The organism is Persicobacter diffluens (assembly GCF_036244895.1).
Lineage (GTDB): Bacteria > Bacteroidota > Bacteroidia > Cytophagales > Cyclobacteriaceae > Persicobacter > Persicobacter diffluens.
Map to the genome: position 1 here is coordinate 699,855 of NZ_BQKE01000001.1, position 12,063 is coordinate 711,917.

The 12,063-nt window shown below is 43.5% G+C and carries 11 protein-coding genes and 5 tRNA genes; 15 read left to right on the forward strand and 1 reads right to left on the reverse strand.

All coding sequences use genetic code 11. From position 1 onward, the window contains the following. Positions 1 to 86: 86 nt before the first annotated feature. From AAA970_RS02905 to AAA970_RS02970, 14 genes are all read left to right on the forward strand, one after another. Entirely contained in the window at positions 87 to 776 is a 690-nt protein-coding gene (locus tag AAA970_RS02905; RefSeq protein ID WP_053403917.1) for a hypothetical protein, read from the forward strand. Positions 777 to 809: 33 nt separating this feature from the next. After that, positions 810 to 1,286 carry a peptide-methionine (R)-S-oxide reductase MsrB gene (gene msrB / locus AAA970_RS02910; RefSeq protein WP_338235913.1) on the forward strand — a complete coding sequence of 159 codons (477 nt, stop codon included), beginning with the start codon at positions 810 to 812 and terminating at the stop codon, positions 1,284 to 1,286. A gap of 86 nt (positions 1,287 to 1,372) precedes the next feature. Next, positions 1,373 to 1,918, forward strand: coding sequence for a cob(I)yrinic acid a,c-diamide adenosyltransferase (locus AAA970_RS02915; protein WP_338235914.1), 546 nt, complete (start codon positions 1,373 to 1,375; stop codon positions 1,916 to 1,918). A gap of 178 nt (positions 1,919 to 2,096) precedes the next feature. Then, positions 2,097 to 3,158 carry a branched-chain amino acid aminotransferase gene (locus AAA970_RS02920; protein WP_338235915.1) on the forward strand — a complete coding sequence of 354 codons (1,062 nt, stop codon included), beginning with the start codon at positions 2,097 to 2,099 and terminating at the stop codon, positions 3,156 to 3,158. A gap of 138 nt (positions 3,159 to 3,296) precedes the next feature. Further along, complete coding sequence (locus AAA970_RS02925) at positions 3,297 to 3,548, forward strand: hypothetical protein (RefSeq protein ID WP_338235916.1); 252 nt, start codon at positions 3,297 to 3,299, stop codon at positions 3,546 to 3,548. A 9-nt stretch (positions 3,549 to 3,557) separates the two neighbouring features. After that, positions 3,558 to 3,845, forward strand: a complete 288-nt coding sequence (locus tag AAA970_RS02930; protein WP_338235917.1) for a hypothetical protein — start codon at positions 3,558 to 3,560, stop codon at positions 3,843 to 3,845. A gap of 339 nt (positions 3,846 to 4,184) precedes the next feature. After that, positions 4,185 to 5,286 (forward strand): peptide chain release factor 2 gene (gene prfB / locus AAA970_RS02935; protein WP_338235918.1). Its coding sequence is split into 2 segments (ribosomal slippage): positions 4,185 to 4,244 and positions 4,246 to 5,286, totalling 1,101 coding nucleotides; the frame shifts between segments, so codons are not numbered across the junction. Between the two features lie 285 nt (positions 5,287 to 5,571). After that, a complete protein-coding gene (locus AAA970_RS02940) occupies positions 5,572 to 6,762 on the forward strand; it encodes an MFS transporter (RefSeq protein ID WP_338235919.1) in 1,191 nt (396 codons plus the stop codon). 75 nt (positions 6,763 to 6,837) lie between these two features. Beyond that, a complete protein-coding gene (locus AAA970_RS02945) occupies positions 6,838 to 7,752 on the forward strand; it encodes a hypothetical protein (protein ID WP_338235920.1) in 915 nt (304 codons plus the stop codon). Positions 7,753 to 8,429: 677 nt separating this feature from the next. Next, a tRNA-Leu gene (locus AAA970_RS02950) sits at positions 8,430 to 8,511 on the forward strand. Between the two features lie 21 nt (positions 8,512 to 8,532). Next, positions 8,533 to 8,617: transfer RNA gene (locus AAA970_RS02955), tRNA-Leu, on the forward strand. A 44-nt stretch (positions 8,618 to 8,661) separates the two neighbouring features. Then, positions 8,662 to 8,743 (forward strand) — tRNA-Leu (locus tag AAA970_RS02960). A gap of 15 nt (positions 8,744 to 8,758) precedes the next feature. Then, positions 8,759 to 8,840: transfer RNA gene (locus AAA970_RS02965), tRNA-Leu, on the forward strand. A gap of 57 nt (positions 8,841 to 8,897) precedes the next feature. Beyond that, positions 8,898 to 8,979, forward strand: a tRNA-Leu gene (locus AAA970_RS02970). A 553-nt stretch (positions 8,980 to 9,532) separates the two neighbouring features. Here AAA970_RS02970 and AAA970_RS02975 read toward each other — a convergent pair. Continuing rightward, positions 9,533 to 10,696 (reverse strand): acyl-CoA dehydrogenase, encoded by a 1,164-nt coding sequence (locus AAA970_RS02975; protein WP_053403924.1) that lies wholly within the window; start codon positions 10,694 to 10,696, stop codon positions 9,533 to 9,535. Between the two features lie 382 nt (positions 10,697 to 11,078). On the opposite strand from AAA970_RS02975, the gene AAA970_RS02980 reads away from it, so the two are divergent. Then, positions 11,079 to 11,759: a DUF2490 domain-containing protein gene (locus AAA970_RS02980; protein ID WP_338235921.1), complete on the forward strand. Its 681-nt coding sequence runs from the start codon at positions 11,079 to 11,081 to the stop codon at positions 11,757 to 11,759. Positions 11,760 to 12,063 lie beyond the last annotated feature (304 nt).

Sequence of the window (12,063 nt, forward strand, 5' to 3'; positions counted from 1 at the left end):
CATGTTAGAAAAGGAATGATTTTTTGTCGATTGCTCCAAAATTTTCGTAGAAGATTAAAGATTGTTTTGGCCCAAAAACCTATTGTATGAAAAAATATCTCCTGCCCCTGTTAATAGCCATGATCATCGGGGCCTGTCATGCTCCTCCGGAATTGCCTTCAATTCCTTTTATTGAATTTAAAAAAGTGGAGATTAAGTCTGGCGGAGAAACCACTGATTCTCTTAATATCTATCTTTATTTTGAAGACGGGGATGGGGATTTGGGCTTGGCCGTTTGGGATACCTTGCCGCCCTTCAATCCGATTAATTACCTGTTTGATGCGAGCGGAAACCCGATTACCTATGCGAATCGTCGTCCGGAAGATCCACCTTTTAACAGTCAAACCAATAATATTTACTGGCAAATATTGTCCTCAGGAAGCGGGGATAATTTTCGAGCGGACACTTTCCGGATTGAGTTAAACCCTAATCATAAAAATTTCTTTTTAAGAATTTATAGTAAACCCGCCGGGACAGATCAACCCTATGAGGAATTTGACCTTTTAGAAGAATTTGGATTGTCATTGGATAGTCGTTTTCCTTACCTCAATACTACAGATAAGAATCGACCCTTACAAGGAGAGTTGAAATATGGGTTAAATACGAGAGGATTGAATAATACCGATTTAAGGTTTGATTCCGTTAAATTTGAAATCTGGATACAGGATAGGGCTCTGAATGAAAGTAACAGAGTTTTTACACCACCATTTACCTTTAAAGATATAACAGTCGATTAAAGCATTACCAATCCTAAACTAAATTGATGATCAATGAGGAAAGTAATGTTATTTTTGGGGATACTGATTTACAGTAATGCCCTTTTCGCCCAAAACAACACCGCGATGAAAGAGCAGGATGATGCTTATTGGAAAGACAAACTCTCGGACCTGGAATACCATGTTTTGCGTGAGAAGGGAACAGAACGTCCCTTTACAGGAGCGTATGATGACTTTTATGAGGTAGGTTTATACTCTTGTAAAGGTTGTGGACAGGACTTATTCCTGTCGGATGCAAAATTTGCCTCTCATTGTGGATGGCCAAGTTTCTTTAAACCTATTAAGGAGGATGCGCTGACCGAGACCAGAGATGAGAGCCACGGCATGATTCGGACCGAGATTACCTGTTCTAATTGTGGCGGGCATTTGGGACACGTCTTCAAAGATGGGCCGCCTCCAACAGGCCTTCGGTATTGTATGAATTCGGTTTCTTTAAATTTTAAACCGCTTTCAGAAGAAGATCAAAAGTAATTTCAGGCTGCCTTTGGGTGGCCTTTTCTTTTAATATGATATCTAAACTATTTTTTATTGTGTAATTTACCGTTTTAAGAAACGCTATGAAAGTATATACCAAAACTGGAGACAAAGGAACGACCGCCCTGGTGAATGGAAAGCGTGTTCCCAAGTCGCATATTCGTCTGGAGGCTTACGGTACTACGGATGAGTTAAATTCCTATATCGGATTAATCCGTGATTTAACTACTGATGAGGAACGTCGTTCTTTATTTTTAGATATTCAGGATCGCCTGTTTACCATTGGCTCTCATTTGGCCTCAGAAGGAGATTCCAGAATCGTATTGCCGGCATTACATGAGTCGGATATTGAGCAATTGGAGCAGGCGATTGATAAAATGCAGGAAACTGTTCCTCCCATGCGTTCGTTCGTGTTGCCGGGCGGACATCAGACCAGTTCATATTGTCATATCGCCAGATGTGTCTGTCGACGGGCAGAAAGAAACGCTATTCGGGTGACGGAAGAAAGCGAAGTGCCTGAATTAGTGATTAAATATTTGAATCGCCTTTCGGATTATTTATTTGTCCTGGCCCGAATGGTTATTTATGAACAAAAGTTGGAAGAGATTCCATGGGTTCCAAAAAAATAAGCGAGAGGAAACTTTAATCTCTCAGAATTTCTCTACTTTTGAAGAGATTATAGACGAAATCCCTGTTTTTCGTTTTGAAACCAACAGAATTCGCCTTTATCACAATCATTTTGTTATCTTCAAGGCCGGTTTCTTATCAATTTGAGAATCCGTCTGGAATTTAATACCCTTTTTAAATATGGCAGAAACGCTCACAATCTCGGAAAATTTGGTGGCGGAGAGTCGCCTCCCACAAGTTGATTTTAATAACATTCCATTTGGTCGAGTCTATACCGATCATATGTTCGTCGCTGATTACGTCAATGGGGAGTGGACTGACTTGCGTATTGTGGAATACGGGAATATGTCGCTGAGCCCTGCTAATATGGCTTTGCATTACGGACAATCCATTTTTGAAGGAATGAAAGCTTTTAAAGATGAGGAAGGTAATGTGTTGATGTTCCGTCCGGAAGACAATGCGAAGCGTTTGAACCGTTCGGCGGTGAGAATGTGTATGCCGGAATTACCGGTGGATATTTTTATGTCCGGCCTGACCAGATTGTTGGAAATTGATCGTGGTTGGGTGCCGAATTTGCCCGGAACAGCTTTGTATATCCGTCCATACATGTTTGCGATGGATGAGTATGTAGGTTTGAAGCCTTCACAGAATTATCGCTTCATGATCTTTGCCTGCCCTGTGGGAGCTTATTATTCTGAACCAGTTTCAGTGAAAGTGGAGGAAGAATTTACCCGTGCGGCGGCTGGTGGAACCGGTGAAGCAAAAGCAGCAGGTAATTATGCTTCTTCATTGTATCCGGCGAAATTGGGTCAGCAGCAAGGCTATGACCAGTTGATCTGGACGGATGGCATTGAGCATAAGTATATTGAAGAAGCAGGGACGATGAACCTGATGTTCGTCATCGATAATGAGCTTTATTCTCCAGCATTGTCCGGAACGATTCTTCCAGGAATCACGCGTGCATCGGTATTGCAAGTGGCGGAAGAATGGGGGGTGAAGGTTCACGTTGGTCGTTTGGCCGTGGAAACGGTGATCAATGCGCATCGGGAAGGCAAGCTTCAGGAGGTGTTTGGTGTTGGTACGGCTGTGACAGTGAGTTCAGTTTCTAAAATCGGATATCGCGGAGAGGATTTCGAGTTGGATATGGATAATCGTGCGTTGTCACAGAAGATCGCGACTTATTTTGAAGAAATTCGTTATGGCAGAAAAGCAGATTCCCATGGTTGGGTAATTAAGCTTTGATGCTGAATTATAATATTTTTAAAAGCCGCTTCATTTATTTGGAGCGGCTTTTTTTTGTGCCGTTGAATTGAGGATTGAGCCAGGGCATACCCTGGCTGTACGGGAAGGGATTTTTGGTATGTGATATTTGAATGATGATTGCATTCATTTGCGGTAAAATTTGTCATTATTCCATTTTTCCGGGTTCCGGATGATGTAGTTGGAGATGTTTTCATAGGCGCGGCGGTCACGGATTACGATGTCGTAGTAGAGGCGCTGCCATTGGAATGCATAGTCGAGGCGGTTGCAGTGTTTGGTGACGGCGGATTTGTATCCGCCGATGATGGTGGAGATGGAGCCGTGGCCGATATTTTGATAGCGGGATTGTGCAGGTTGTGGTGTATTGGGTAGAGACAGGGCATGCTCTGTCTGTACGGAATTGGAGTCCTCCTCCAGGATTTCGATGATGCCGTGGATGTGATTGGGCATCACGATGAATTCGTGGAGGCGGGTGTTAGGGTTGTGATGCGGGATTTCATGCCAGAGCACATGTGCGATGGCGCCAATGGGGGAGAGGTGCATTTTTTTGGATTGGATGTATCCGAAGTAGTGGCGCATGTGTTGGGTGCAGATGGTGATAAAATACAGCGCTGGCCAACGGTAGTCCCAGGCAGGCCATCGGGCAGAGGGGATGCGGTATTTGTTTAGGTATTTGAGGTTGGGCATGGGAGTTAGGATGGATGAGGGAAGAAAAGTGGGAGGAGGGTGTTTTTGTTTGCAGGGGCTGGAGTAGGTTTGTGGTGGAATTCCACTCCAACCGGCTTAGGGATGAAGGCATTGTGGAGCTCCTTTTTGCAGCCTTAATGCGTAGCGGCTCGCAAAAAGAGCGACTGCCGCGAGCCCGACCGACGTCAGGAGGGAAGCCCCTAAAAGTCATCGGAATTATTTTTTCGTATAGTTGGATAAAAAGCTTAGGTTTGTAGTTCGATTGGGAGCGGATGTTTTTCGTTTTCTTTAATAAAATTATTTTCAACAATTTATTTATCCATGACAGTAGATCAACTGAAGGATTTAAAGGCGCGCATCTCGGCCTTGAGGGGGTATCTTTGACTACGATCGTAAGGTAACTGAGATCGCAGAAGAAGAAACTATTACAGCACAACCTGAATTTTGGAATGATCCGAAGGAGGCTGAAAAGATTATGAAGGGTATTCGCAATAAGAAGGTGTGGACGGATGCCTTTGCTATTTGCCAGACAGGTTTGGACGATTTGGAAACGCTCTATGAATTTTACCAGGAAGGTGAAGTGCAAATGGAGGAAGTGGACGTCGATTATGCCAAAGTGGTCAAGGATGTAGAGGAGCTGGAATTTAAAAAGATGTTGTCCGCTGAGGAGGATCAGTTGGGCGCCATGCTGGAGATTAACCCGGGAGCAGGGGGTACGGAGTCGCAGGATTGGTCTGAGATCCTGATGCGGATGTATATCATGTGGGGAGAGAAGAACGGCATGAAGGTGAAGCAGATTGACTATCAGGCGGGAGACGTGGCTGGATTGAAGCGTGCGACTTTGTCTTTTGAGGGGGAATTTGCTTACGGCTTGTTGAAATCGGAAAATGGGGTACACCGTTTGGTGCGTATTTCTCCATTTGATTCCGGTGGACGACGCCACACTTCTTTCTCGTCGGTCTATGTTTATCCGATGGTGGATGACACGATTGAGATTAATGTGAATCCGGCAGATATAAAATTTGATACTTTCCGGTCATCGGGTGCCGGTGGGCAGAACGTGAACAAGGTAGAGACGGCCGTTCGATTGCATCACGCGCCTTCGGGTATTGTGATTGAATGTCAGCAGGAGCGTTCGCAGTTGGGTAATAAGGAAATTGCGATGCAGATGCTGAAGTCGAAGCTATACCAAATTGAGGTGGACAAGCGTAATGCGGCACGTGCGGAGATTGAAGATTCCAAAATGGGCATTGATTTCGGTTCGCAGATTCGTAACTATGTCTTGCACCCTTACAAACTGATCAAGGATGCGCGTACCGGAGTGGAGCGTACGGATGTTCAGAATGTATTGGATGGCGATTTGGATGATTATATCAAAGCCTATTTGCTAGCCGCTCAGGGTGGAGGTGAAAAAGAGGATTAATCCGAATTTTACTCTGCTAGACTTAGTTTATCGTCTTGAATGATTTATTTATTAGTCTGATAAAGCTATGTTTGCCCATTTGTGAATAGCCCAAATTTGAGCAAGCTTGCTTTCTCCTCATTTATCTGCTTTGTTGGAAAAAACTCGAAATAGGAAAAATTCCTTCATTTTCCCGCCCTGTCGCTAAACGAGGATTAGCATGCATAATTCGGGTAAAATCTTTTAGAGATTGATTAAAATATAAAAGGAAGCTTGATTAATTTCGGCTTCCTTTTTTTTATCACGATGAATACCCTTTCGAAAAATATGACCGCTCCGGCATTGGACCAACCAAAAATTTATAATACTCAGTTTTGGCTTTTATGCCTGAGTTCGCTGCTGTTTTTCAGTAGTTTTAATATGCTGATTCCGGAGCTTCCAGCTTACCTCACGGCTATGGGTGGAGCGGATTACAAAGGCTTGATTATCGCATTATTTACTTTGACGGCAGGTTTGTCAAGACCATTTTCGGGGAAGTTGTCGGACCGGATTGGGCGGATTCCGGTGATGGTGTTTGGTGCCGTAGTCTGTTTTGTGATGGGCTTTTTGTACCCTTTGATGCATACAGTGGGAGGCTTTCTGACACTTCGCCTTTTTCATGGATTGTCTACAGGCTTTAAACCGACGGCGACTTCTGCTTATGTGGCGGATGTGGTGCCAGCGACGAGAAGGGGGGAGGCCATGGGGATTCATGGTTTCTTTAGTTCCACGGGAATGGCGATCGGGCCTTATATGGGTTCTTTGATCGCGAATGAATTTGGGATTGATGCGCTTTTCTATACTTCCTCTATGGTTTCCATTATGTCGGTTTTGATTTTGTTGGGCATGCAGGAAACACTACCGAATAAAGAGCCTTTCCGTTGGAGCTTGTTGAATGTTGGGATGGAGGATTTCTTTGATCGTGGCGTGGTAGTGCCGGCCGTAGTGATGCTGTTTACGGTTTTTTCCTTCGGCGTCGTGCTGACGATTGTACCGGACTTGACGGTGCATTTAGGCTTTGAGAATAAGGGGATTTTCTTCACCACCTTTACTTTGGCTTCCCTGAGTTGTCGGATATTTATGGGGAGGTTATCGGATAAATACGGACGTCGTCCGCTGTCGATTTTTGGTTTGGTGTTCCTGATTGCCGGGATGACTTATTTGGGCTTTGCGCATGATCTGTTTTCGCTGTTAACCGCCGCGCTTTTGTTTGGCTTTGGCTTCGGGACGATGATCCCGTCTATTTATGCCTGGACGATTGATTTGGCAGAGGAAGGAAAGCGTGGAAGAGCCATTGCGACCATGTATATTGCCCTGGAATTGGGGATTGGTTTGGGGGCATTGATTTCGCAGTCGGTGTATCAGAATAAGGCGGGAAATTTTCCATTTACCTTTTGGTTGGCAGCGGCTTCCGGGGCTTGTGCGTTGGTTTATATTTTGTGGGAGAGAGGAAAATAGATAAAGGTGTAGGTATGTTGGGGAAGCTTTAATATACTTGTATAAATTTATTTTTTAATACTTATAAGTCTATTTATGAAAGCCAGATGGTATGTAATCTGTTTAATTCTTCCTTTTTTAATTTCATGCGGAGAAGGGGAGGATGATTTGTCCTATGATAATCCTAATGATATTCCTGTAATTTGTGATTTGACAAAAATTACCTTAGAATATAATTATAATGAAAATCTAATTCAGTCTCAGACGATTTTTGATTATAAGCAGGGAAGAGTAGTTGCGATGTATGAGCAGTATCAGGATAATCCTGTAGAACTTAGCATGCTATATGATTATCTTCCTTCCGGGCAATTAGGGCGCCTTTATGATCAAAGTAACGAGATCTTATATAGTTATGATCCCTCAGGGAGATTGACCAGGATGGAGAGTTTATATTTGGGTTCAAACTTAAAGAAGCCTTTTGGCGGTAAGATTAAGCATAATTTTATGAATCGAAAGGCCAAAGCAGCAAGTAATTCATTGATTACCTGGGCTGATGAGCTGATTTACCCTGTGGCGAAAATGTATCCAACTCAATGGGTGGAATATATTTATGATTATGATGGTCAACTGGTGGACGAAATGACTTATGATCTTCATTATGAAAATGGAAATATGGTTTCGGCCATTTCAAAACTTATTTTGGAAGATGAGTATGGGTTTACTTTTGAAGAAAATGTTGAGGTTATTTTAGAATATGATCAGCAGCCTTCCTTTGTAGCCTCATTGCCATTGGCTCAAGTATGGCATGAAAATTTTTGGAGTAGAAATAATCCAACTAAGCTAATTTATAAAATAGGAAATCAGGTTATTCAGGAGACATTAATCACTTATGTGTATGGTGAAAATGGCTTACCGGTAAGTAGCCTAAACAAATCGACCTATTGGGATGGAAATGGAGGAGAGGAATATGTCGAGGTGGATGAATATGAGATGGAGTATAATTGTCCCTGATTACAGGAAGTGGTATTTAATTTAAAGTCCAGAAGGCTACCTTATAGGGTAGCCTTTTTTTACGGGAATTATGCACACCTGGATTTAAGCCGAATTATTCACCGTCGCATCCAGTAAACTACCCAAGTTATTTATTGTCGATTAGATGGTGGTGTTTTTTGTTGAGTTTAATAGCCCAAATTGGGGTAAGTTTGATTCCTCTTATTCAATTGCCTCACTTTTTCCGTCACGTAGCTAAACTGGCTTTGAAGCAAGTGAGTTCGGTTTAATCATTCGAGTATCATTATTGGAATTTTTTCATCTAATTAGACCGCCTTGGTGGATTAAATTATCCAATGATTGAATTTCAGAAGGAGATTAGGGTATTAACGGAAGGGATCGTTAGTAGAAATGAAAGGAGGGCAGGGGCGTAATTACGGTTTGTCATCAGTTTAATAAGCATTCAGGTTAAAAGAAATTGCTAATTATTTTTTATTTTAATCTCCACTTCCTCAAAGGATTAATTTTTGACGATTATTTTCTTTAAAAAAAATGCGAGCAGCTATTTGCAAATATCATTTAGCTGCGTACTTTTGCAATCCCTTAAGGAAACAACAAGCCTACAGGCTTGGGACTTTCTACGGAATCTTCAACGGAAGATCGGCAAAGGGCTTTTTAATGGATAAAGATATTCAACTGCGGGTGTGGCGAAATTGGTAGACGCACTAGATTTAGGATCTAGCGCCGCGAGGTGTGTGGGTTCGAGTCCCTCCACCCGCACGACTAAAGAATATCTTATCTGCGGATATGGCGAAATTGGTAGACGCACTAGACTTAGGATCTAGCGCCGCGAGGCGTGGGGGTTCGACTCCCTCTATCCGCACCAATCCATTAAAAAGGATTTATTTATAGCTTTTCGGAATACGACCTGCGGGCGTGGCGAAATTGGTAGACGCACTAGATTTAGGATCTAGCGCCGCGAGGTGTGTGGGTTCGAGTCCCTCCGCCCGCACAAAACCGAAAAGCAGCGGATATGGCGAAATTGGTAGACGCACTAGACTTAGGATCTAGCGCCGCGAGGCGTGGGGGTTCGACTCCCTCTATCCGCACTAGGAGTAGTTTTTGTACTCCTCACCAGGCCTTCGGGCATCAAATATATATCTTAAGCGGATGTGGCGAAATTGGTAGACGCACTAGACTTAGGATCTAGCGCCGCGAGGTGTGTGGGTTCGAGTCCCTCCATCCGCACAAGGGCAGCTCTTTTTAGAGCTGTCCTTTTTGTTTTATAGCCGAATTATTTACCGCCGTATTTTTTGGGCCAACTCAAGTTGTTTACGCACAATTTATTACAGAATTTTTTGAGTTTTAATAGCCCAGATTTGGGTACGCTTGCATTCTCCTTATTCATCTGCTTCCTTGGCAAAAAATTCGAAATAGGGAGCTATTCCCTCATTTTTCCCCTTTGCAGCTGAATGGGTGTTTAAGCATGGATAATTCGGGTTATTTTATAAGGAAGTGGGAGAGTGGTTGATCAGCTCCAAAAATTATCAATTGGATTTAGCATTACCGCTTCAATAAAAGTGGAACAAAGAAAAGCGCCCTGTTGAGCAAGGCGCTTTTTGTTTTAAATGAGATGGACTGCCCTTTTTCTTGCGTACAACAGGGCCGAAGGCCCGCAGGGGCAGGGATGAAGCGGGCTTGTTTGAACCACAGCGGCCCAAAAGGCCGATGAGGTGAGCCGCGCGAGCCCGGTGCTGACGTCTAAGCGGCAGCAGCCCCCCAAAACATCTAAACGGGCATATTACATTTTATACAGGCCGTCCATTTCTTCCAGTACTTTGCGGGAGATGACAATCCTCTGGATCTCGCTGGTGCCTTCATAGATCTGGGTGATTTTGGCGTCCCGCATCAGGCGTTCGACATGGTATTCCTTCACATAGCCATAGCCGCCGTGTACTTGTACGGCTTCGACGGAGGTTTTCATGGCGACTTCTGAAGCCATCAGCTTGCCCATGGCGGAGAATTTGGAGAAATCCCTTCCCTGATCTTTCTCAAAGGCAGATTTGAGTACCAATAACCTCGCTGCTTCGATCTCTGTGGCCATATCAGCCAGCTTGAAAGCGATGGCCTGGTGGCGGGCGATTTCCTTGCCAAAGGCTTTACGCTGCAGGCTGTAATTACGGGCTAATTCGAATGCACCCGAAGCAATGCCCAGGGCCTGTGCCGCGATGCCGATGCGTCCACCATTGAGGGTATTCATGGCGAAGTTAAAGCCAAAGCCATCTTCCCCGATGCGGTTTTCTTTGGGGACTTTGACATCGGTAAAGCTCAACATATGGGTGTCGGAGCCACGGATGCCGAGTTTATCTTCTTTTTTACCGACCACGAAACCTTCCATGCCTTTTTCCACGATCAGGCAGTTGATGCCATGGTGGCCTTTCTCCCGATTGGTTTGGGCAATGACGAGGTAAATGGAGGCATTGCCCCCATTGGTGATCCAGTTTTTGGTGCCGTTGAGCAGATAATGGTCGCCCATATCCAGAGCTTCGGTTTGCTGGCTGGTGGCATCACTTCCGGCTTCTGGTTCAGACAAGCAGAAGGCGCCGATGACTTCTCCTTTGGCGAGCGGAACGAGGTACTTTTGCTTCTGCTCTTCAGTGCCGTATTTTTCCAGTCCCCAGCAGACCAGGGAATTGTTTACGGACATGCATACCGAGGCCGAAGCATCCACTTTGGAGATTTCTTCCATGGCCAGTACATAGGAGATCGTATCCATACCACCACCTCCGTATTGGGGATCTACCATCATGCCCATAAAGCCTAGCTTGCCCATTTCTCGGATCTGGTCTTTGGGGAATCGTTGCTCATTGTCTCGCTCAATAACGCCCGGCAGAAGTTCTGTACGGGCGAACTCTCTGGCGGCGTCCCTGACGGCCAGTTGTTCTTCAGTTAAGTTAAAATTCATTTGGGTATTTATAGGGTTTAGTTGACAGGAATCTTTAGGTACTATATAATTTAAAAATTATCAGATTGATTAAAAAGGAGAATGGAAGGAATGTCTGCTTGTGGGTCAGGGTTTAGAAAGGCTATCTGAGAATCAAAATAAATCATAAGAATCATTAAGGAAATTAATGTTGGAGATCATTTTTGTAAAATTTTAACCTTAAAGACAAAATCATATACCGAAAGCTTGATATTATAAGGGTTTGTTCTGTAGTCTTCTATATCCAATGCTGCTTTGTTTTATGCCAATTTGAGCTACAAATAAGTGGAATGGGGTAGTTGAGTTTGGTTTTATGTTTGTAATTTTGAGGAAACATTTAGTTAGCATTAAAATAACATTCGGTTTGAAAAGATGGCTTGCCCTATGGGCCATAATTATATTAGGTTGGAATAACGCAAAAGCGCAAAGTTCAGATTTGGGTTCCTGGTATGTGTATAATGGTTTTTATGATTTAAGTCCGAAATGGGAATTGTTTTTAGAGAGTCAGGTTCGTACTTATTCAGTGATCGCTGAACCGCAAAACTTTTTCTTCCGACCTTATATTTCCTACAATTTCAATTCTAATTTTCAGTTAGGTATAGGAAATGAATATCATTCAAGCTGGACTCAGGCGACAGATGAGTTTGAACCGGAGCAATCCTCAGAATATCGATTAACGGTACAGTCGATAATAAAGAATAAAATTGGCCGGGTTAATTTGCAACATCGACTTCGATATGAATTTCGCTTTTTTGAGGGGAGTAGCAGGGGGCAAAGAACACGCTACCGCCTGCAAGCTTCCATTCCCTTGCAGGGAGAGCGTGTGGAGCAAGGTGAATTTTTCCTGACTGCTGGAAATGAGATTCTTTTAAATACGCAACCCTCTTTTGAGTTCAATCAAAATCGAATTTACGGAATGTTGGGCTATCAGCTGTCAAAAACCATTCACCTTCAGGCGGGCTATATGAATTTGCATTTTGGCAATAAGGTATCAGACCATCGTCTTCAATTCTTCTTTACCCACAAATTACCTTTCTACAAATAGAGGTTGAGCGCGTTCCAAGAGCATGCAGCGCTCAGCAAAGGAAATTGCTGCTAATCAGAAAATAATACTATTGGGCGTTGCGTTTTTCGATGCCCTTTTGTTTTTAGTGGTAATGTATAGCCTTTTAAGCCGAATGATTCACGGCTAAATGCATTAACCCATCACCATCCCTTCCTTATCAAAAATTACAGCTGTTTTTCTCTAATTTTTAATGGCCCAAATTGGGATAAGCTTGTTTTCTCTTCATTCATCCGCTCTGTTGGAAAATACCCGAATATTGGGAACAATTCCTTTATTTTTCCAG

Bases quoted from the DNA above. Each gene is read 5' to 3' on its own strand.
- AAA970_RS02930 (WP_338235917.1), top strand. From the start codon at position 3,558: ATGCTCTGTCTGTACGGAATTGGAGTCCTCCTCCAGGATTTCGATGAT.
- AAA970_RS02940 (WP_338235919.1), top strand. From the start codon at position 5,572: ATGAATACCCTTTCGAAAAATATGACCGCTCCGGCATTGGACCAACCA.
- AAA970_RS02975 (WP_053403924.1), bottom strand. From the start codon at position 10,696: ATGAATTTTAACTTAACTGAAGAACAACTGGCCGTCAGGGACGCCGCC.
- AAA970_RS02945 (WP_338235920.1), top strand. From the start codon at position 6,838: ATGAAAGCCAGATGGTATGTAATCTGTTTAATTCTTCCTTTTTTAATT.
- AAA970_RS02905 (WP_053403917.1), top strand. From the start codon at position 87: ATGAAAAAATATCTCCTGCCCCTGTTAATAGCCATGATCATCGGGGCC.
- msrB (WP_338235913.1), top strand. From the start codon at position 810: ATGAGGAAAGTAATGTTATTTTTGGGGATACTGATTTACAGTAATGCC.
- AAA970_RS02920 (WP_338235915.1), top strand. From the start codon at position 2,097: ATGGCAGAAACGCTCACAATCTCGGAAAATTTGGTGGCGGAGAGTCGC.
- AAA970_RS02915 (WP_338235914.1), top strand. From the start codon at position 1,373: ATGAAAGTATATACCAAAACTGGAGACAAAGGAACGACCGCCCTGGTG.